The organism is Bacteroides caecimuris (assembly GCF_001688725.2).
Classification (GTDB): Bacteria; Bacteroidota; Bacteroidia; order Bacteroidales; family Bacteroidaceae; genus Bacteroides; species Bacteroides caecimuris.
Genome location: NZ_CP015401.2, coordinates 2,861,444 through 2,880,938 on the forward strand (window position 1 = coordinate 2,861,444; position 19,495 = coordinate 2,880,938).

The following is a 19,495-nucleotide window of genomic DNA, read 5'->3' on the forward strand; positions in this document are numbered from 1 at the left end:
AGTTCAAAATTCGTTTCACGAATGGGTATTTATCGACTATTCATCCAATCCTTCAATCGTGATGATTTTTCCATCAGCATCGTATTGCAGTTCACAGACTTTTAAGCTGCGAAGCCACGTTTTCCCTTCGGAAGGTACGCAATCGTGATGGAACAGATACCATTTTCCTTTGAACTCAACAATAGCATGATGAGTAGTCCATCCCACTACCGGAGTCAGGATAACTCCCTGATAAGTAAATGGTCCGTATGGGTTGTCACCTATCGCGTAACAAAGTAGATGGGTATCGCCTGTAGAGTAAGAGAAATAATATTTCCCATTATATTTATGTACCCATGAAGCTTCGAAGAAACGACGTTCTGTATCTCCAGCTGTCAGAGGTTTACCGTTTTCATCCAGAATGACTAACGGACGCGGTTCTTCCGCAAACTCCATCATATCATCACTCAAACGAACAACACGGGATGGTAAGGCCTCTTCCTCTCCTTCGGGTAAAATGGCTGATTCCAATGCTTTATTATTCCGGTAACGTTGAAGCTGTCCACCCCACAGTCCGCCGAAATACATATAATAATTACCATCTCCATCATTCCAAACAGCCGGATCAATGCTGTAACTTCCTTTCATCGGGTTTGCTTCCGGAATAAAAGGTCCGTATGGCTTATCGCTCACAGCTACTCCGATACGGAATATGTCGTTTTGGTCTTTCAATGGAAAATACATATAGTATTTGCCGTCTTTAAAAGCAACATCACAGTCCCAAAGCTGACGGCCCGCCCAAGGAATATCTTCCGTAGAAAGTACAACCCCGTGGTCAGTAATCTCTCCATTCATTACATCATCCATAGAATACACATGGTAATCTTTCATGTTGAAATGATCTCCATTGTCATTTTCGGCAATACCACTCTCCCAGTCATGCGAGGGATAAATGTAAAGTTTGCCATCAAACACGTGTACGGCAGGATCAGCCATATAATCACCAGGAACTAAATATCTTTTTTCTGTTTTCATGATTTTATTCTTATTGCAACAGTTCTAAATTAATTTTATAAATGGGAATTTCTATTTCACCACAGAGGACACGGAGGACACAGAGGTTTACTATTTTTACTCACTATAGAGTAACACAGAGTCTCACGTAATCGTATATTTATCGCTCTGTTTTACTTACGGAAAGAGAGAGAGAAGAGCTCTGTGTCCTCCGTGTCCTCTGTGGTGAAGTGAACTCCAAATGATCATTTCTGCATAGCCTCTTTTATAATCAAATCAACTACCGGTTTCGGCTGATGATTGCGGTCGAAAAGCAATGGATAATCCGTACGTCCTCTCATCGGCCAGTCGTTACGCCAGGAATCCTGATCGGCTACTCCCCAAACAGTAACTCTTGTTATGATATCCTGATGTTTCAGGAACAGGCGGAAAAAGTCATTCATTCTCTCTGTCCATGCTTTTGATACTTCTTCCGGTAATCCGTCCGAATAAGGATTCATCTCTTTTTTATATTCGAAAGATGCTGAGACTTCCGCACCAACCTTGGGGTCGGGTGATGGCAATATAGTCAAGTCCAATTCTGTTATCATCACCTTCACTCCCGCTTTGGCAAAGGCAAGCATACTTTCTTCAAACTCGCTGATTTTCGGATAGTCCATGCCGATATGTCCTTGCATACCCACTGCATCAATACGGATACCGCGTTTCTTCAAGTCTTTCACCATCTTTACAACTGCCGCTCTTCTGCCCGGTTGAGCCATTGAATAATCATTGTAATAAAGCTCTGCATCCGGATCGGCCTCGTGCGCATATTGAAAAGCCAATGGGATATATTCTTCACCTAGAATTTCATAAAACTTAGTCTTACGATATGCACCATTATCTTCAATCGCTTCATTCACTACATCCCAACCTTTAATACGGCCTTTGTAGCGCTTCACAATAGTGGTGATATGATCTTTCATCCGCTTCTTCAATACTTCCGGAGACACATTTTTGCCATTCTCATCCACGCAGAACCAAGGAGAAAGCTGCGAATGCCAAATCAACGTATGTCCTGTAATTGCCAAATGATTCTTCTCCCCAAAAGCAACAAACTCATCTGCCTGTGTGAAATTATAACGGTTCTCTTTCGGATGTATTTCCTGACTCTTCATACAATTCTCTGCTACAATAGCATTAAATTGTTTCTGGATCACGCGTACTCCTGCTTTATCCCGACCGGACGCTTGTCGTGTATTCACCGCTGTTCCTATCAGGAACTTACCCTTCAAAGCTTCTTTCAAAGTCTTTGTTTCTTGTGCAAAAGCTACCGAAGTACCAATTATCAGGGCTACCACAGCCAACAAAGAAACTACGGTTGTTCTTGTCAAAGTCTTCATATAGTCTATCTATTAGTTATAGTTATTAATCAATTGTTTTCCAGACGGCGTTTTGCCAAATCGTCTTGAATGTGTTCATTCAACTTTTTAGAAATAGGATAAAAGAACAAAGCAATTACTCCTACAAAGAAAGTGATGGCAGGAATCACGCTGGATGTCAAACGGATACCCAAAATAGCGTTTTCTGTCTGCACTGTGTTAGATACAAAACCGAACGAATCGACAATCGCACCGCAAATAGCTCCCCCTATACCTAGTCCGGCTTTCAGGGCAAAGACTACACCTGCAAATACGAATCCTGTCGCACGACGATGGTTCACCCATTCGGAATGATCGGCAACATCTCCCATCATTGCCCAAAGCAATGGAATAGTGGGTGCGTATGCCAAACTCTTCAAACAGTTAATAATAAAGATCGTACTTATGTTTGTCGAATCTACCACAAAAAACAGGGCTGTAAAAAAGGCTGTCAGTGCCAGACAGATCAAAAATACATTCCGCTTGCCAAAGATATTGGCAAGAAATCCGGAAAGCAATATTACACCCGCCAAAGTGATAATCTGACCAATCATATTGAACAAACTGAAACCTACAGCAAACACATTACTATGATCAGGCTGCGCAATCAGTCCGAAAGCATCAAGAAAAGTGTGCCACATTCCATAAGTTTCTCCTTCTATCCGTACTAATCCGAAGTTCTGCAAGAAATCAAAAAGGGCTGTTTTATCTACGAAGTAATTAAAGTAGTAAGACATACTGCTTCCCCACATAGCCAATGTCGTAAATAAAAAGAGGGTTAGGATAAACATTGCTTTCCATGGACGGCTGCTTACGATATCTTTAAAATCCTGTTTCACGGAAGTTTTCTGACCTACGGGAGGCGTAATACGCTCTTTGGCAGAAAAGAATGTGATTACTAAAAGAACAACTCCGATGATGGCAAACAGAGTAATCGTCAGAAACCATCCACGTTGGTCGTTGCCTTGCCCGAACTTGGAGACTAATGGCAAAGTAAGCCCCTGCACAACAAAAGTGGCTATTGTAGCTGTCACAAAACGGATGGACGAGATACTGGTACGTTCTTTGATGTCACTTGTCATCACTCCACCCAAAGAGGCATACGGGGTATTATTGAAGGAGTAAATAGACATTAATAAGGTATAAGTGATACCAGCATAAATAATCTTCCCACGCTCACTCAAATCGGGTGTCGTAAATGCCAGAATGAAGAATACGGCAAAAGGAATAGCTGTCCACAACAACCAGGGACGGTATTTACCCCAGCGGGTATTGGTTCTGTCGGACAGGATACCTACCACCGGATCGACAAACGCATCGAAAATGCGTGCGACCAGCAATATCATACCTGCTGCTGTTGCTTTTATTCCAAACACATCTGTATAGAAGAAGAGTTGGAACATCATCATCATTTGGAAAATCAGGTTCGCTGAACCATCACCTAAACTATAACCGATTTTCTCGGCCATCGACACTTTTTGAGTCTGTGTTTTCATGGTATTAATCTCTTTTTTAATTTATTTAACTCTTTATTGAGAGACTGCTTGGGAAACGCGTTGTCCCAACGTCTTTTTATCTAATGGATGGATATCATTCCATTCTCCTAAATCACCGTTTTTAATCAGAGTGACATTTTTATTTGTATTGGCTACTTCCGCCTGCACTTTCCGGAACTCCGCCCAAGCAGCACGTCCTCCTTTATCTTCGGGTGAGAGGAAGTCCGCCAATTCAATCACATAGAAAGGCATATCAGGTCGGTTCCAATGCTGTCTCCAATCCGCAATCATCGCAGTCAACAGGTCTTTATACTCATTTCTGCGAGACACATTCGATTCACCCTGATACCAGATAACACCGGATACCGTATAATTCAATAAAGGAGCAATCATGGCGTTATAAAGTCCCACGGGTTTATAATGAAAGGCTGTCTGTCCCGGAGCAGCAGGCATGGGAGCGCCGAGGTGATATTTCCAATCACCTTCGAGACTAATCTCCGATTCTCCTTTTTCCGGCTGACCTTTTCCGAAAAGTATCTTATAAGGTTTCTCCTTTACAAAATGAGGAAAACCGCCATAACTGAAAAGACGTATGGTTATCGTGTTTTTTCCGGCTTTCAACAATCCGGCGGGAATGGTATAGATACGTGGTGGATATTGATAAGAAACTGTTCCCACAAATGTTCCGTTTACATAGACGGAGTCTGCATCTACAATACATCCCAGGCGAAGAGTTGCCTTCTCTCCCGCTTGTTGCCCTGACACTTGAAAATCTTTACGGAACCAATGGGAACCATTGACTGTATTCAATCCGTTAGTAGCCCAACCGGAAGCGAACAAGTCAGTCGGTGTCCAATCACTGTCATCATAGCCGGCAGCATACCAAGGGATAGTTTCATGCATTCCTTTATCTCCCTGATACAGTGCTACATTCCAGGCACGGCTTTTCTTGCTCTCTTCTTTTTTCATTGATTCTATCAAGTCATCTGATTCATAGATACGTTTTTCGTTCAGATAATAAGGAAAAGGTTTCAGACCTTCCTCACTGATCCACGCTTCTACCGGTGAACCTCCGACACTGGAGTTTATGATTCCTACCGGAACCTTTGTTTTCTGAAAGTAATCTTTAGCAAAAAAATAAACCAAAGCAGAGAAAGACATCACATTTTCAGGAGTCATAGCCTTCCAGGAGATTCCCTGAATATCAGCCTGCGGAGCATGAAAGTTATACAATAGAGGAGTTTTTATATAACGTACCATCGGATAATCATTGTCCGCAGATATTTCATTCCGAAAACGGTCTGTAACCCGTGAAACAGGTAATTCCATATTCGACTGACCTGAACATACCCAAACGTCACCCACAAGAATATCCTTCAACTCTATATCATTAATAAGCATCGTGTAAGGACCACCAACTTTTAAGGCTGGCAAAGTCACTTTCCAGTTGCCTTGCGCATCGGCAACGGTCTTATATTTCTTTTTTTGGAAAGTTATATTAACAGTTTCATCAGGATCAGCCGTCCCCCAAATATTGACAGGCTCCCCGCGTTGAAGCACCATTCCGTCGGAAACAAGAGTGGGAAGTTTAACCTTTGCTTCACCCAACAGAGCGAAGCAAAGGAACACAACTACTAACCCAACCTTATAAAACCAATACTTATTCATTATCTATCTTTTCTTTTATGTCTTTATTTCATAGTAATCCGGAAAATGAAATAATCCGTTCTGAATTCCACATTGCAAACTTAGGAAGTTTCTCTCCGCTTACCCAAAAATTTTGATTCAAATCATTACTCGCTTGTTACATCATCGTTTACGTATGTTACAAATACCTGTTGTAATGTTACATCACAATTGATATTGCCGATGAATAGGAGGAAAATAAAGAAAATGCCGGCAACCAACGTCGAGTTGTTATATATGCCATAAATAAAAAATGCCGACTAATCAGCCGACACATGATTTCATTTGTTCCATCAGACTGAAACAGACAGCCAGCCTACTGCATGAAAAAGCTTGAGCATCCCGGAATTGTAGTAATATAGAAAAAACTACTTATACATAATCAACGCAGACTGACCGGGAACAATCACTTCCGGTCCGATTTGCGTACCTAATCCACGCACGTCTATCACTCCGTCTTTACATACTACCGTATATTTACCAACAGGAACTTCCAATCGTGCAGGAGTCGTACGAGAATTAAAGGCTACAATAATATCTTCCCAGCTATCTCCATTCGCATGCTCTTTGAGGCGAAACGCAATCAGGTTTTGCCCTTCAACCGGAAGGAACTCCAGATGCTTCCGGACCATTTCTGCATTTCCCATACGGAAAGCCGGATGAGACTTACGAAGATCAATGAGTCGTTTATAGTACGTAAAAATATCTCCATTCGTCGTTTTGCGTCTCCAGTCAATGGCATTGACGGCATCCGGACTCTTATAACTATTGTCTATCCCTTGTTTATCACGCATCACTTCTTCACCTGCATAGATAAAAGGAATTCCCTGTGAAGTAAAAACTACCGTTTGTGCCAATTTATCAAGTCGAACCAACTGTTCGGGAGTAGCTCCCGGCATACTTGCCTTCAATCGGTCCACCAGACACAAACCATCATGACAGGAAACATAGCTAATCATCTGGGTAGGCTGTTCCGCCCACGGATTCTGACTATAAATTACAGAATCACAGCGTACTTGCGGATGCTTAATAGCTCCAACAATTCCGAATTTTACGCTCATTTCTCCCCCCGGCACTCCGGCAAGGAAAGCTCCTTTATCCTTCTCCCATACAGGACCGCAAAGTCCATCGCGCAATTCATCCGAGAATACAGCAATTCCAGGCATCTGGGAAACATTTCCTTTCATCGCCAGTGAATCTGCCGGATATTGAGGAGTTTCAGCCGCCCAACCTTCTCCATAGATACAAATAGTAGAATCGACTTTGCTGACAGCCTTTCGAATCTCGTTCATTGTTTCAATATCATGCACCCCCATCAAGTCAAAGCGGAAGCCGTCAATATGATATTCTTTTATCCAATAAAGAACGGACTCTATCATGAACTTACGCATCATAGGCCGTTCACTTGCTGTTTCATTGCCACACCCTGAACCATTTGCCAATGTGCCATCCTCTTTCTGACGGTAAAAATAGCCGGGAACGGTACGTTCAAAATTACTTTCAAGTGTATTAAAAGTGTGATTGTAAACCACATCCATTATCACGCGTATTCCAGCTCTATGCAACGCTTGTACCATCTGTTTGAACTCTTTCACGCGAACAGCAGGCTGATAAGGATCGGTTGAATAAGAACCATCCGGTACATTATAATTCGCCGGATCATACCCCCAGTTATAGTGGTTTTCATCTAATTTTGTTTCGTCGATAGAAGCATAATCAGAAGAAGGAAGAAGATGCACGTGTGTCACTCCCAGCTCTACCAAATGATCGATACCTGTTGGTTGATTGCCGGAATTCACCGTCCCATGTTCAGTCAGTGCAAGGTATTTGCCTTTATTCTTTATTCCCGAAGTAGAGTCAACAGAGAAGTCACGATGATGCATTTCATAGATAATCATATCAGCAGGCGATTTCAGAGAAGGACGTCGGTCACTCTCCCACCCCTCCGGATTGGTAGTCTTCCAGTCGATGATAGCTGCACGCTTTCCGTTCACTCCTACAGCGTGAGCATTAATCCCCGGCGTGTCACCCTGCCATTTATCGTTGATTTTTACATTGAAAGCATAGTATTTGCCGAGCAGGTCTTTATCTACAGATGTCGTCCAGGTTCCATTCTCACCGAGTTCCATCTTTACTGTTTCGTAAGCATGTCCGCCTTCTCCTGCATCATAAAGCATCAGGCGTACCTCTTCTGCAGTCGGTGACCAAAGGAAAAATTTGGTTGCCAACGGCGTATATTCCATCTCTGTAAGGCTTCCCATACGAACCGGATATAATTCAAAAGAAGTATATTCCTTCTTCGTTGGAGAACAACTCATCACTGTTGTCACTGTAGTCACACCCAATATCGCTAAACAATTATTTCCTATCTTCATTCTAAACCTCCCCCTATGCTACGCACCATATCTATCCCCATAAAATTAAATGCTTTATTTCACCTTATCCGGATTCTTCGCTATAAAATCCTTCCAACTACTATACCCTTTTTCCATTGCCGGTCGTCCCATTTGCAGGAAATGACAATAAGCCGCTGCCAACCCATCTGTTGCATCCATAAAAGTAGGCATATCATCTTTTGAAAACCGCAGCATCCTTTGCAGCATATCCGCCACTTGTTCTTTTGATGCCTGCCCATTTCCGGTGATAGCCATTTTTATCTTCAAAGGGGCATATTCGGTGATTGGAATATCCCGGCTCAACGCTACTGCCATTGCTACCCCTTGTGCACGACCTAACTTCAACATCGATTGCACATTTTTTCCGAAGAAAGGTGCTTCAATAGCCAACTCATCCGGTAGATAACTTTCAATAATGCTCAATACCCGTTCATGGATATGGCGAAGTTTCAGATAGTGATTGGCAAATTTACGTAAGTCGATAATCCCCATCGCAATCATTTCGGGCTTGGTTCCCCTCACCCTTAGAACCCCGTATCCCATGATTGTCGTACCAGGGTCAATCCCCAAAATTATCTTTTCTTTTACCGGTTGAATCACTCTATCACCTCCATCAAAGTCGGAAATCCGATCACTTTATCTTTAAATATTTTTACCAGTTCGTCATTCAATCGTACCCCCTGTTCCAAATGCCAGCGATGTAACACCCCACTGCTTTCTACTTCCCATTGCAAAGAATACGCACTTCCTTCTTCCCTATGACTCAATATCCGGCAAATACGCGGTGCCTTCAACGCACCGTGTTTCTGTACTTCAGGGATATAACTCTCTTTTATCCAAATCATGAAATTGTCGTGAACGTCATCGTCCACTTGAAAAGTTGTATTATAAATCAGCATATCTTAAATTTCAAATTAATTATTTACCGCAAACATAGCAATTATTTCAGAATATTGCATTATATTTGCGGCAACAAAAAAGGATTCGTTTACAAACGTTATCATATAAGGCAAAAAAGGGGCGTTAGCTCATCTGGCTAGAGCGTAACACTGGCAGTGTTAAGGTGATCGGTTCGAGTCCGATACGCTCCACTTACACGAGAATAAAATTATTGGCCATCAATAACAAATTCAAGTTCACACTATAACTTTTCTATTTCTTCTTCAGACAATCCAGTAGCTTGTGAAATTACATCAATTGCCACTCCCAGTTTTTTCAGATTACGAGCATTATTCAAATTGGCTTCTCTTGCTCCTTCTTCTTTCCCTTTATTCAATCCTTCCTCAAGACCTTCTGCTCTTCCTCTCTTTTCCGCTGTAGATATAACACTATACCAGTCACGGAAATTTTTCAAACTGTCCCAATACTCGCTCAGTTCAGTCTTGGTAAACTTTGCTATCTCCGCTGTTTCAAAAAGGCGGTCAAAAACTCTGTTCTGCAATGCTCTAGGACGTTCAAGCAGAGAGGCAAGATTACGCAAGACAAACAGCCACTTGTCAAACATGCTATCCAACTCATCCTCACTCTTGTTGAATTTGGGCATTTCAAGGTAAACAAAAGTAAGCTTGTCATAGAAAACCTTGTGTGTATAAAGGTCTACAAGCTTCACCTCATGATGGAAATACTCCGCATCAGAATTGTCAAAGGAGAAATTCAGGATACCCACCACGTAGACAGCCTTCAACTCATAATCCCATTCCCCACGTTTGGCCTGTTCACGAATAGGGAAAGTGGAATAAAAGACACTGCGGTCCTTAAAGAACTGCTGCTCGCCACGCTGCATCTCAACCAAGAACTTCTCACCCTTCTCATTCTCACAATAGACATCAAAGACAGCTCGACGGTCATATTCCTGCGTTCCAAGATGTTCAGCATTAAGATAAGTGACATCCTTGATTACCTCCTCCCTGAATAAGAGTGCATTCAAAAAGCTGATCAACAATTCTTTATTCATTGCTGTACCAAAAAGCAACTTGAATCCGAAATCGGTATATGGATTTACATATTTATCCTGTATTCCTTCCGTTACCATGTCTTTTTCCTTTTTTTATAGTTTGAAATGCTAATCCAGCCCCTTCGTATAACAATAATATGGACCTCCTTTTGAAATGCCTCAATAACTTTCCGGAGCATTATGTACAAAAGTAGCAATAATCAGATAAAATCAAGCAGAAAAAGATTATTTTAACAGAGGGATGAAAATAATCGGGCGAAGATTATTCCTTATTGCAATCTAGCTCTGATCTGATGTACGGAATACAAAGTGAATAAAGGAAAACTATGTAGATTAAGGGTATATACAAAAACTCTCAAGAGGTTCGTTTCCTTATCCGTTGATTTTCAAAGAACTCATTTATTTACTGCCAAAGCTGCTTAGGCTTGGCCATTTTTTAACGAACTATTTCTTCTAAAAAGTAAGAAAATTATTACAAATCCTTTGAGAATTTCCTTCATTTGATATAATAAGAGAATATTACACTTTAATTATATTCCATTTAAACATCATTTCTCTACCAATAAGCCTGATTTTATTCTGTTTAGTCATAAAACACATAATTCCAATTTTTACAGATCAATCTTATTAATTACTTTTGCATCACAGAACATTAATAAGGTGAAACTTTTTTATTTACATATTAATTTATCAAATTAAAATGAAAACATTAAGATTAATCGGGATGGCTATCGTAGCCATTATTATGAGTGTGAATTTTGCAGCTTGTAGCGATGATGATGAAGACATTGACGTAAATCAACTAGAAGGAAATTGGGGATTAGTACTTGACGAGGGCTATGAGTATTATGAAGGTGAAAAAGAAAGTTGGAATGAGAGTTACGACCCTGCAAACCCAACAGAAGATTGTGAAAAAATAACAATCTCAAAAGTGTCAGACAACACCTACTCTGTTACTTTTTATTATTACTACAATAATAAATGGAATCAATCTAGCACTGAAAAATTCACGTTGGATGGCAACAACATACTTCCTGTTGATGAAGAAGATACAGAAGTTAGTTCAATGAAATTGCTTGTTGCTAACTCAAGTCAATTGGTAGTTGAAATAAAAGGAAGAGATGAAGAAGGTGATTTTTACAACAAAATGACGTACAAACGTCTATAATAAACACACAGTAATAAATAAAAAAAGGCGGCATTTGAAGTATCGTACAACCGTCCGCGATAGCAGGTAAGCCATAAAAAGAAAGCCGTCCGGATTTTGGGCGGCTATTTTTGTGAGGGTTTCCAGCGGTCGGGAAGCAGGTCGCGGTATTTTTCGATCGGGGTGTTTGGCGGCCATGCGGCACATCGGTCGATGATGTCACAGAAGTAGTCGAAGACGTTGACTCCGCACTGATGGCAGGTGATGGCCAGCGAGTGGTACAGGGCGGCGGCTTCGGCTCCGGAGTGGGAGCCGATTGTCAGTCGGCGACGGGTCAGGGATATGTAGCGGTTGATTCGCTCGACTTTGTTGTTGTCAAGTCTGTAGGTGGGTGAGGCGAAGATGCGTGGTATCACGTCCCATTGTTTAAGCGCATGTTCGGTGGCGGCAAGCAGCGGGTCGTCGGGTGGCACGCCGATGCGATTTTTGACCGCTGTCAGTCTCATGCGGATTTTCTCGAGCATCACTTTGGAGTATCGTTGTCTCCACTCAAGGTGCTTTTCCGCCGTCCATCCGTCTTTGCCTATGCGGTGCTGATGCTCGAAGTGGTAAAGGAGTCCGAAGAGCTTTGCTATTTCCTGCGCCTGCGGATTGTCTTTCAGGTCGAGGAACTTCCGCTTTATATGCTGCAGGCATGGCAAGCGTTTTATCCCGCTCATCTCACCGATTCCGATATGCCGGTATCCCGAGTAACAATCGCATTGGAACGCTCCGTTGAAGCCTTTGATATGCTGCTTGAAGACTTCGGCAGAGCGGGAACCGTCATCATAGAAGAAGTATACAAGCCCGGTTGTCATGCCGACGAACACCCAGATGTAGCCCTTTTTGATCTTCCTGCCCGAGGGAGTGGCCACCTGCAGCCGCACTTTCTGATAGGTCTCGTCACCACAGATATAATTGTCTTCGACAACTGCCGGCCCGAGAGCCTTGTACAGATTCTCCAGATGAACCCTTACCTTGCTGATCAGTTTTTGTGCCGTGCCTTTGTCAAGGTCGAAGCCGTGGGCACGGAAGTATTCGACTGCATTTTCAAGTGGCATGCAGTGGAGATAGCGTAGCTCGGCGAGTCCGGCAATGAAGGAGGATGTATACTGCGAGTTCAGCAGCGGCGTGGCGGGAGCAGAGCCTTTGTATATTTTCTCGTCCTGCACATATTTGCGTACCTTGTAGATTATTTTCTTGAAGCGCATCGGCTCCATGACGTAGCGCACGACATCGCACTCGCCGATAAACGTCGCCGCCTCGGGATTGAAGTCGGGGCTGTCCGGCTCCACCACAACCGTCTCTACCTCGCACTCGGGATGGGTCTTTCTCCTGGCTCCATTGTTGGTGCGTTTCTTCTGTGGCCTCTGTTCCGGAGTTTCTGATACGGCAGGAGCCGGCATCGGTTTTGTCTGGCGCTCTGACGGCGAGCCCTGCAGACGCTGCACGGCCTGACGAGCAGCTTTTTCTTTGCTTAGTTCCGCGCCTTTCCCTTTTACAGCATCCTCCAACGAGGCTATCTGTTTGCGCAGCTCATCTACTGTTGCCACCAGTCTGTCGTTGGTTGACTGGAGTTTTTCATTGGATAAAGTAAGAGAGCTGACAGAGGACAACGCCTCGTCAAGTTGTCCTTGAAGATACTCGATCTGACGTTGCAAAAACTCTATCAACTCGTTCTTTTTCATGGTGTAAAGTTACAAAAAATATCTGACATTTGCAACTTTCTACACCATTTATTTATTTGATTAACAAATTATTAAGCCTTATTTTACAGCCATTCTGAAGCGATTCTCGACCGTCACCTTCACAGGCGTGAGCCCCCTCATCAGCATATAGAAATCGTCCCATTGGAGCCTGCGCACGCCGTCATCGCCCTTTTTAAGTACCTCCCGGAAACGACCTTGCGACAGTCTTTTTGTGTACATCAAAAATCCGTCACCATCCCATTTCAGAGCCTTCATGGACTTGCGGTCTTTGGAGAAAAACACATACACATCGCCCGATGCCGGAGAGTGCCCCTTCCACGACCACACCATCTGGGTCAGACCGCGTATGCCGTAACGCATCGACACCGGCTGCTGGCATACCCATAGCCGTAACCCCTGCTCAAGACCCCACATGACCGACCTCCTTTCCCATCTTTCTGACGAACTTTGCAATGACAGCAACATCAGTATCAGCTGGAAAGCTGACCGCCACATGACCGTCGACCTTTACTGTTATCACATTGCCCGTGTCAGCCGGAAGAAAACCGGCCTCCTCAAAGATGACATCCTCGAAAGGCACCTCCTCAGACTTATTGTTACCCGTGCCTGTCGGTCCTGTATATCCGGGCAATCCGGCCACACGTAAATGCTTCCGATACAAATAAGAATGCAACTGACCGTATGTTACACCAAAACTCCTGCAATAAGAAGATAAGGTCCCGGGCTGTCTGCCTTGTGCGCATAATTGCTTGAACCGCTCATAAATTTCCCCGTAAAGGCGACTATTTACGCAACAATATCCCGGCAAGGTCTTTATATCCTGAAACTCGCTCTTGAGCAATTGCCGCATCTGACTCTGATCTACACCGTTGGCTATGCAATAGGCTCGGAACGAAGACGGCTGTCTTCCTTCGGCACACAGTTGCTTGAATGACAAGAAAACCTGCCTGTAAAGTTCAACTTTTCCCATAAATCAATTTTTAGGGCAAAGTTAGAAACTTTACAGGCAGGCTTCAATACGCTATCGCGGACGGTTGTACGAAGTATCTATCAAGTGTCGCCTTTTTTAATTCATTTCCTTCTCTTCTTAATCTGTTTATGTTTATTCTTCTTAGTGGAAAATGTGCTCACACATGATACTACCTTGCAAGTATTTATAGGACCTTTACTCAAGGTCCTTTTTTATCACTTCGTCCATTTCTTTTATACGTTTCTCGCGGTCTTTAATAGGATCGTCTTTCTTGTCATTATTGAATACGTCATCGGCACGGTCGACAACCTCGCCGCTCCATTCTTCAAACTGGTCCTTGGCCGGACGACCATTCGGTTCGATATTTTCTTCGGCTATCGAATCATGCCTGTTAATCATATCATCCATAAGTTCTTGTTTTAAAAGTTTATGGCTATATGACAATACAAACGAAGAAAAGTTTTCTGTTTTAATGATTTTTGAAGAAATCAATCATGTTATTATATTATCAAAAGCACTCTAATATCATCTGGCTATAGAGTAAAGGTTGTTTCATCAGCAAGAAACTACAGTTCCATCAGCATGAAACTATAGTTTCATCAGTAAGAAACAAAAGTTTCAAGCCGTAGAAACTGTAGTTTCAAGCCGCAAAACAAATAGTTTCAAAGCTTGAAACTATCAGTCACAAGGCAGATCCCGTCCCGTAAGCACAAGGGTAATAAATAGAATAGCTTATCTGCCTGTAGTTAACGTAAGTTCGATATAACTTCGTCCCACGGGGACTCCTCCTTCCCGAAGAAGGAGAATAGGAATAGTACAAGCCTATATCGAACTGACGTTAGTTAATATATTCACCAAATTTGAAGAAGCCCCCCCCAAAAAAAAGAGGAGTACTTGCAGATGTACAAAAAGCACATATATCATTATCAATCAACGAATTGAATCAAAAAGAACAAATTCGGATAGTGAGGGCAAACGTCTGCCCTCACCCTACTACCACACTTGCTCTAATAGCGGAAAACACCATGAATAAAGGGATTGAGAGAGAAGTATGAGGGCATGAGGGCAAAAATGAAAAAAACTCTTAGGAGAGAATTGCAAAAGCTGAATTCAATTTATCAATGCGGGTAGCACAGTGGATATATAGTAAATCGCTGAATTCAAGTTGTAAATGCAATATCTCTTTTTTACCAATCGGACCTTAGATGCAAAGTTTGCTTATTTATTCCGATAGAGTTGCGGACGGAAAGGAATATAAAGAGTATAATTACTATCCGCCGGCTTTCCTCCCGCCAATGCAGGGGACCATTTCGGCATCCCTTTGACAATGCGGAGAGCCTCCTCAGCAAATTCCGGATGAGTGGAACGTAGAATATGAGGGCGAAGGATCACCCCTTCCTTATCAATGGTAAACTCACACAAAGCATAACCCGAAACATTCTTCTCTAAAAGTCCTGCCGGATAAACCATTTCATTAGCAATATATTCTTCCGGACTCATCGCAGAGAAATGAGCAGGTTCTTCCACCGGCTTTCCGGAAAGCGTCTTTGCGCGGGGACCTACCGGATAAATTCCAACATACATCGGTTGTTTATAAGCATCCGGTTCTTCCTTGCTACGCTGCTGCAATGCTTTCAATAAAGAGGCAGCCTCTTCCGCCAGTGCCTGTTCCGAAATATTCTCTTCCCGGGATAACATATATGCCGACTGACAAATCAATACAAGACGTTCCATCAACGTTCCTTTTTCCGGCGACCATTTTCGTCCCATCCGTTCTTTGCCTTTTGCATCCGTAGAAGAAAAGTAATAGACAATTCCGTCCAAACCGGCCGTAGAACCATCCAGATCCTGCACCTGCTCTGTCACCAAACGAAAGATAGTCCCTAAAGACTGATACAAGGAAGCACTGATGACAACCGATTTAGTATCCACCGTCACCGTCCCCTTCTCCGCCTGCCAATAGGTACGGGATAGTGTATTCGAAATCAGCATATAACGTCCGTTTTTCCTTTCTACCGACATTGCATACTCCGGCGAAAAGGAAGGGATAGCTGCGAAACGCGCGTATGGCTGTTTCTGAAAGCCAGTATTAAGTAAAGAAAACACACTACGGTAATATTCGCCCAACTCGCCTGTATAAGAAGAAAAAGGTTTCATCGGCTCCAAATAGTCAATCTGGGCCGCCAGGCGAAAAGAACAAGTTAAAAGCAGAAGACAAAAAACAATCATTTTCATAAGTTGCCGGATTTTCGGTACATATCGGCAACAAAGTTACTACAAAAAAGTGAAATGCGGAAAGATATAGTGATAGAATTGAGTTACAGGGGTTTCTGTTGTACTTCCGATTATTCGTGAAGCCATCGCAATCACTGCTGAAGCCAAATCAAGACACCGCTACGTTACTTGTCCGTAACCACGCCCGAAAGGGCGACAAACGGACACGGACAGCGAAACAAGGCGTTAAGGATTAGTGAGTTATTGACAACTCACGCAACAAATCCGGTTACGGAAAAAGATTGCGCCGTTCCTCCCCGTTTTGCGTACCGACACCGGACTCTTCACCAACTAATTTTGAACCTAAAAAAAGTAAGGACGATGAAGAGTACATTTTCAGTAATCTACTACCTCAAACGTCAGGTAGTGAAAAAGGACGGGACAGTACCCGTCATGGGACGCATCACGGTGGACGGCAGCCAGACACAGTTCAGTTGCAAGCTGACCGTCGATCCCAAACTGTGGGATACCAAAGGGGGACGTGTCACGGGCAGAAGCTCGGCGGCACTCGAAACGAACCGCATGCTTGACAAGATGCGTGTGCGCATTAACAAACATTATCAGGAAATCATGGAGCGTGACAACTTCGTCACGGCGGAGAAGGTCAAGAACGCCTTTCTCGGACTGGAACACCGCTACCATACGCTGATGCAGGTGTTCCGCCAGCACAACGAGGACTACGAGAAACAGGTGGAGGCTGGCATGAAAGCCAAAGGCACGCTCCTGAAGTACAAGACCGTTTACAAGCACCTGCAAGAGTTCCTCACCATCCGCTACCGCGTGAAGGACATCGCGCTGAAAGAGCTTACGCCCGCCTTCATCTCCGACTTCGAGATGTTCCTGCGCACGGACAAGCACTGCTGCACCAACACCGTGTGGCTGTATGTCTGCCCCTTGCGGACGATGGTGTTCATCGCCATCAACAACGAGTGGCTCACACGCGACCCGTTCCGGGAGTACGAAATCAAGAAGGAGGAAACGACACGCAGTTTCCTGACGAAAGAGGAAATCCGGCTGCTGATGGAGGGCAGGCTGAAAAACGCCAAGCAGGAGCTTTACCGCGACCTCTACCTGTTCTGCGCCTTCACCGGCTTGTCGTTCGCCGACATGCGCAACCTTACGGAAGAGAACATCCATACCTACTTCGACGAACACGAGTGGATAAACATTAACCGCCAGAAGACGGGCGTGGTGTCCAATATCCGCCTGCTCGACATCGCAAAGCGCATCATCGACAAATACCGGGGGCTGTGCGGGAACGGCAGGATTTTCCCCGTTCCCCACTACAACACGTGCCTTGCCGGAATCCGTTCCGTCGCCAAGCGTTGCGGCATCACCAAGCATATCACGTGGCATCAGAGCCGCCACACGGCAGCCACGACGGTGTTCCTCTCCAACGGCGTACCCATCGAAACAGTAAGTTCCATGCTGGGACACAAAAGCATAAAGACGACGCAGATATACGCGAAAATCACCAAAGAGAAGCTCAACCAAGACATGGAGAACCTTGCGGCAAGGTTGAACGGCATCGAGGAATTTGCAGGGTGCACCATCTAAAAACAGAAAAGCCATGAAACGAGATATAATCATCATAGAAGACAATACGGTCAGCGTAACCGGTAACGAGATATGGATGACAGCCACAGAAATCGCCGGGCTGTTCCACAGTGGCGTCCCGGCAGTGAACGCAGCCATCAGAGCTGTCCGCAAGCCGGACGTGTTGAACGATTACGAGGTGTGCCGCTACATGCGGCTTGAAAACGGGCTGCATGCGGATGTTTACTCGCTTGAGATAATCATCCCTGTCACCTTCCGGCTGAGCACATACCATGCCCATCTTTTCCGCCGCTGGCTGATGGACAAGGCACTTGCAAAAGACAAGCATACCGCCTACATGGTATTCGTACATAGCGGAAAAGGCGGTTACTGCTGAAAAGACGATGAAAATCAATTAAAAACGGACAACCATCAAGCTGTCCGTTTTAACTTTAAGATAGTCAATTTGGAATATACAAATTATGTGCTAAAGAATATGAGGTATCAAAATTGAGATGGCTTATATAACATCTCATACTTTAACGAGCCACAATCAATGTACATATCATATTCCGCAATTCCTTTTTCTTGTGCTATATAATGCAAAATTTTCTTGTGGATGTTTGAAATTCTCTCTCCATAATAGATTGCTTTAGGAACAATTTTCAGGCTTGTTGCACGAGAATGTGCGGCAGGTTGTTTCTCTGAATGAATAATACGCCATTCATTTTCATATTCCCACTGTGTGGATTTGTGAATAGCCATTTTCAAATGCGATAGTGAATCTATATTTTTAACATCCAGCCCCAAGCTCTTTGCTATATACCATTGAATAAAGCTATTTGCATCAAAACGGTTATTATCATATATAACAGGCAAGATACAACAATTCATTTCTCTTTGTTCTAATAAGAACCTTAAATCATATTCCAATGCAAACCCTTCATGATTTTGGGCATAGTGACTCCACATTATAACAGAATCTATGCTTTCACTTAAACATGCTATTGTAGATACGACCTTTAATGTATCCCCCATTTTTAATAGGATTTCTTTCAATATGTTTTCCATTGCAACACTAAAAAGAGCTAATGTCAATGGATTTATGCCGTTACACGATATTACCTGTTTTTTTAAACCTGCCAAATTGTTTCTTCCGAAAAATTGGATTACACTTGGAGGAAAATCGAAATCTTTAGTTTCAAGTATCTGTTTGAATTGTTCAAGAAATTCTTCTGTACAACAAGCTCTCATTTGCTCTTGAATATTATCCAAACTATAATAAACAAGAGTGTCATAGGGGTCATTAAACTTATCAGCAGTAACAGCATAAACCAGATCCTTGTCAAAAGCATCAAGGTTTAATGTTGAACAACTCCTATATCTATACAGTTTTTGTGGTAACATTGACATCAATGCAGCACTTATAGGATAGATTCGGGATTTTATGTCCTCTTGCTCAATTCCTTCAGGAATTATTGTGGATTCTAACAATTTTGCAAATTCACTCCGAAGCATAATGGTATTTCATTTTTAACTACAAAGGTACGCATTTTATTCCGGAATGCCAGAACATTATTCCAGCGGCTTGCGGTAGTTCACCTCTAATAGCTCACGCAACCCTGATTCGGGGTAAAGCACCTTTCCACCCAAAAGGATAAAGGGCAGCACCCTGTTGTTGCGGTACTCCTGCAAGGTGCGGCGGCTGACACGGAGCAGTTCCGCCACCTCCCTGTCCGTCAGGTAACGCTCCCCGTCCAACGGCGGACGGTAACTTTCCAGAAAGGCGGAGAGCCATTTCGAGCCTTTGCGCATGTTCTGCACAAGGGTGGCAAGCGGCTCGTTCTCCATTGTAAACACTTCATTGTTCTCGTTCATCATCATTTCGGATTCAG

General features: G+C 43.4%; 18 protein-coding genes, 1 tRNA gene and 1 pseudogene. 5 read left to right on the forward strand and 15 right to left on the reverse strand.

Annotation, left to right across the window (positions count from 1 at the left end; genetic code table 11):
* Window positions 1-36: 36 nt before the first annotated feature.
* The 7 genes from A4V03_RS12520 to A4V03_RS12550 all read right to left on the reverse strand — a co-directional run bounded on the left by A4V03_RS12520 (window position 37) and on the right by A4V03_RS12550 (window position 8,870).
* A complete protein-coding gene (locus tag A4V03_RS12520; protein WP_065539127.1) occupies window positions 37-1,014 on the reverse strand; it encodes a glycoside hydrolase family 43 protein in 978 nt (325 codons plus the stop codon).
* 224 nt (window positions 1,015-1,238) lie between these two features.
* On the reverse strand, window positions 1,239-2,375 hold the full coding sequence (locus tag A4V03_RS12525) for an endo-1,4-beta-xylanase (protein ID WP_065539128.1): 1,137 nt from the start codon (window positions 2,373-2,375) through the stop codon (window positions 1,239-1,241).
* A gap of 29 nt (window positions 2,376-2,404) precedes the next feature.
* Window positions 2,405-3,889 carry an MFS transporter gene (locus A4V03_RS12530; protein WP_065539129.1) on the reverse strand — a complete coding sequence of 495 codons (1,485 nt, stop codon included), beginning with the start codon at window positions 3,887-3,889 and terminating at the stop codon, window positions 2,405-2,407.
* 33 nt (window positions 3,890-3,922) lie between these two features.
* Window positions 3,923-5,557, reverse strand: coding sequence for a sialate O-acetylesterase (locus A4V03_RS12535; protein ID WP_065539130.1), 1,635 nt, complete (start codon window positions 5,555-5,557; stop codon window positions 3,923-3,925).
* A 386-nt stretch (window positions 5,558-5,943) separates the two neighbouring features.
* A complete protein-coding gene (gene pulA / locus A4V03_RS12540; RefSeq protein WP_065539131.1) occupies window positions 5,944-7,950 on the reverse strand; it encodes a type I pullulanase in 2,007 nt (668 codons plus the stop codon).
* A 54-nt stretch (window positions 7,951-8,004) separates the two neighbouring features.
* Window positions 8,005-8,571: a crossover junction endodeoxyribonuclease RuvC gene (ruvC, locus tag A4V03_RS12545; protein ID WP_004312686.1), complete on the reverse strand. Its 567-nt coding sequence runs from the start codon at window positions 8,569-8,571 to the stop codon at window positions 8,005-8,007.
* Complete coding sequence (locus A4V03_RS12550) at window positions 8,568-8,870, reverse strand: DUF4286 family protein (RefSeq protein WP_065539132.1); 303 nt, start codon at window positions 8,868-8,870, stop codon at window positions 8,568-8,570. The genes ruvC and A4V03_RS12550 overlap by 4 nt, the downstream gene beginning before the upstream one ends.
* Window positions 8,871-8,988: 118 nt before the next feature.
* Between A4V03_RS12550 and A4V03_RS12555 the strand changes: the two genes are divergently transcribed.
* A tRNA-Ala gene (locus A4V03_RS12555) sits at window positions 8,989-9,062 on the forward strand.
* Window positions 9,063-9,112: 50 nt separating this feature from the next.
* Here A4V03_RS12555 and A4V03_RS12560 read toward each other — a convergent pair.
* Window positions 9,113-10,003, reverse strand: a complete 891-nt coding sequence (locus A4V03_RS12560) for an Rpn family recombination-promoting nuclease/putative transposase (RefSeq protein WP_065539133.1) — start codon at window positions 10,001-10,003, stop codon at window positions 9,113-9,115.
* 216 nt (window positions 10,004-10,219) lie between these two features.
* Between A4V03_RS12560 and A4V03_RS21335 the strand changes: the two are divergent.
* Together A4V03_RS21335 and A4V03_RS12565 are read left to right on the forward strand one after the other, a co-directional pair.
* Window positions 10,220-10,312: pseudogene (locus A4V03_RS21335) on the forward strand (transposase); the annotation flags it as partial.
* Window positions 10,313-10,625: 313 nt separating this feature from the next.
* Window positions 10,626-11,093 (forward strand): lipocalin family protein, encoded by a 468-nt coding sequence (locus tag A4V03_RS12565; RefSeq protein WP_201442220.1) that lies wholly within the window; start codon window positions 10,626-10,628, stop codon window positions 11,091-11,093.
* Window positions 11,094-11,197: 104 nt separating this feature from the next.
* Here A4V03_RS12565 and tnpC read toward each other — a convergent pair whose 3' ends face one another.
* The 5 genes from tnpC to A4V03_RS12585 all read right to left on the reverse strand — a co-directional run bounded on the left by tnpC (window position 11,198) and on the right by A4V03_RS12585 (window position 16,025).
* A complete protein-coding gene (gene tnpC / locus A4V03_RS12570; RefSeq protein WP_084081121.1) occupies window positions 11,198-12,799 on the reverse strand; it encodes an IS66 family transposase in 1,602 nt (533 codons plus the stop codon).
* Between the two features lie 78 nt (window positions 12,800-12,877).
* Window positions 12,878-13,234, reverse strand: a complete 357-nt coding sequence (gene tnpB / locus A4V03_RS12575; protein ID WP_065538284.1) for an IS66 family insertion sequence element accessory protein TnpB — start codon at window positions 13,232-13,234, stop codon at window positions 12,878-12,880.
* On the reverse strand, window positions 13,221-13,790 hold the full coding sequence (locus A4V03_RS20810) for a hypothetical protein (protein WP_065538285.1): 570 nt from the start codon (window positions 13,788-13,790) through the stop codon (window positions 13,221-13,223). Before A4V03_RS20810 ends, tnpB begins: the two co-directional genes overlap by 14 nt.
* A 195-nt stretch (window positions 13,791-13,985) precedes the next feature.
* Window positions 13,986-14,198, reverse strand: coding sequence for a hypothetical protein (locus A4V03_RS12580; protein WP_065540412.1), 213 nt, complete (start codon window positions 14,196-14,198; stop codon window positions 13,986-13,988).
* 810 nt (window positions 14,199-15,008) lie between these two features.
* Entirely contained in the window at window positions 15,009-16,025 is a 1,017-nt protein-coding gene (locus tag A4V03_RS12585; protein ID WP_065539135.1) for an energy transducer TonB, read from the reverse strand.
* A 360-nt stretch (window positions 16,026-16,385) separates the two neighbouring features.
* Between A4V03_RS12585 and A4V03_RS12590 the strand changes: the two genes are divergently transcribed.
* Window positions 16,386-17,621 carry a site-specific integrase gene (locus tag A4V03_RS12590; RefSeq protein WP_065539136.1) on the forward strand — a complete coding sequence of 412 codons (1,236 nt, stop codon included), beginning with the start codon at window positions 16,386-16,388 and terminating at the stop codon, window positions 17,619-17,621.
* A 13-nt stretch (window positions 17,622-17,634) separates the two neighbouring features.
* Window positions 17,635-17,997, forward strand: a complete 363-nt coding sequence (locus A4V03_RS12595; RefSeq protein WP_065539137.1) for a RhuM protein — start codon at window positions 17,635-17,637, stop codon at window positions 17,995-17,997.
* Window positions 17,998-18,104: 107 nt separating this feature from the next.
* On the opposite strand, the gene A4V03_RS12600 is transcribed toward A4V03_RS12595, so the two are convergent.
* Window positions 18,105-19,118 carry a DUF2971 domain-containing protein gene (locus A4V03_RS12600; protein ID WP_065539138.1) on the reverse strand — a complete coding sequence of 338 codons (1,014 nt, stop codon included), beginning with the start codon at window positions 19,116-19,118 and terminating at the stop codon, window positions 18,105-18,107.
* A 57-nt stretch (window positions 19,119-19,175) separates the two neighbouring features.
* Complete coding sequence (locus A4V03_RS12605) at window positions 19,176-19,481, reverse strand: helix-turn-helix domain-containing protein (protein ID WP_065540413.1); 306 nt, start codon at window positions 19,479-19,481, stop codon at window positions 19,176-19,178.
* Window positions 19,482-19,495 lie beyond the last annotated feature (14 nt).

What these genes read in the sequence shown, in the direction of transcription:
- A4V03_RS12520 (WP_065539127.1), bottom strand. Translation starts at nt 1,014, where the DNA reads ATGAAAACAGAAAAAAGATATTTAGTTCCTGGTGATTATATGGCTGAT.
- tnpB (WP_065538284.1), bottom strand. Translation starts at nt 13,234, where the DNA reads ATGTGGGGTCTTGAGCAGGGGTTACGGCTATGGGTATGCCAGCAGCCG.
- A4V03_RS12585 (WP_065539135.1), bottom strand. Translation starts at nt 16,025, where the DNA reads ATGAAAATGATTGTTTTTTGTCTTCTGCTTTTAACTTGTTCTTTTCGC.
- A4V03_RS12525 (WP_065539128.1), bottom strand. Translation starts at nt 2,375, where the DNA reads ATGAAGACTTTGACAAGAACAACCGTAGTTTCTTTGTTGGCTGTGGTA.
- A4V03_RS12530 (WP_065539129.1), bottom strand. Translation starts at nt 3,889, where the DNA reads ATGAAAACACAGACTCAAAAAGTGTCGATGGCCGAGAAAATCGGTTAT.
- A4V03_RS12590 (WP_065539136.1), top strand. Translation starts at nt 16,386, where the DNA reads ATGAAGAGTACATTTTCAGTAATCTACTACCTCAAACGTCAGGTAGTG.
- A4V03_RS12580 (WP_065540412.1), bottom strand. Translation starts at nt 14,198, where the DNA reads ATGGATGATATGATTAACAGGCATGATTCGATAGCCGAAGAAAATATC.
- tnpC (WP_084081121.1), bottom strand. Translation starts at nt 12,799, where the DNA reads ATGAAAAAGAACGAGTTGATAGAGTTTTTGCAACGTCAGATCGAGTAT.
- A4V03_RS12565 (WP_201442220.1), top strand. Translation starts at nt 10,626, where the DNA reads ATGAAAACATTAAGATTAATCGGGATGGCTATCGTAGCCATTATTATG.
- A4V03_RS12600 (WP_065539138.1), bottom strand. Translation starts at nt 19,118, where the DNA reads ATGCTTCGGAGTGAATTTGCAAAATTGTTAGAATCCACAATAATTCCT.
- A4V03_RS12535 (WP_065539130.1), bottom strand. Translation starts at nt 5,557, where the DNA reads ATGAATAAGTATTGGTTTTATAAGGTTGGGTTAGTAGTTGTGTTCCTT.
- A4V03_RS20810 (WP_065538285.1), bottom strand. Translation starts at nt 13,790, where the DNA reads ATGGGAAAAGTTGAACTTTACAGGCAGGTTTTCTTGTCATTCAAGCAA.
- A4V03_RS12560 (WP_065539133.1), bottom strand. Translation starts at nt 10,003, where the DNA reads ATGGTAACGGAAGGAATACAGGATAAATATGTAAATCCATATACCGAT.
- A4V03_RS12605 (WP_065540413.1), bottom strand. Translation starts at nt 19,481, where the DNA reads ATGATGAACGAGAACAATGAAGTGTTTACAATGGAGAACGAGCCGCTT.
- pulA (WP_065539131.1), bottom strand. Translation starts at nt 7,950, where the DNA reads ATGAAGATAGGAAATAATTGTTTAGCGATATTGGGTGTGACTACAGTG.
- A4V03_RS12595 (WP_065539137.1), top strand. Translation starts at nt 17,635, where the DNA reads ATGAAACGAGATATAATCATCATAGAAGACAATACGGTCAGCGTAACC.
- A4V03_RS12550 (WP_065539132.1), bottom strand. Translation starts at nt 8,870, where the DNA reads ATGCTGATTTATAATACAACTTTTCAAGTGGACGATGACGTTCACGAC.